At 50.4% G+C, this 282-nt stretch carries 1 protein-coding gene; it reads left to right on the top strand.

Annotation, left to right across the window (positions count from 1 at the left end; translation table 11 throughout):
- Positions 1–282: SwmB domain-containing protein (locus M2R48_RS21070; protein WP_262087569.1), on the top strand; the 282-nt coding region annotated here is incomplete at both ends.

Below are 282 nucleotides of genomic sequence, written 5' to 3'. Positions count from 1 at the left end.
ATCCATCGGCAGCCAATGATCCAAATGCGATTCAAGACATTGCGGGCAATGATGCTGCAACACTTCCACCGACAGCGGTAGACAATGGTTCGATTATTCCTGGTGGCGATACCACAGCACCGACCTTTGTCAGTGCAGCATTAGATACAGCCGGCACATCGCTCACCTTGACCTATAGTGAAGCACTAGACAGCACTAACTTACCGCCATTAAACAGTTTCGTGGTCACCGCAGATGGTCAAGTGGTAGCTGTAACCGGTGTTACAGTGAATGGCTCTACCG

This window comes from Acinetobacter sp. I-MWF (genome assembly GCF_025433935.1).
Classification (GTDB): domain Bacteria; phylum Pseudomonadota; class Gammaproteobacteria; order Pseudomonadales; family Moraxellaceae; genus Acinetobacter; species Acinetobacter guillouiae.
This window is presented reverse-complemented; position numbering and strand designations above follow the sequence as displayed.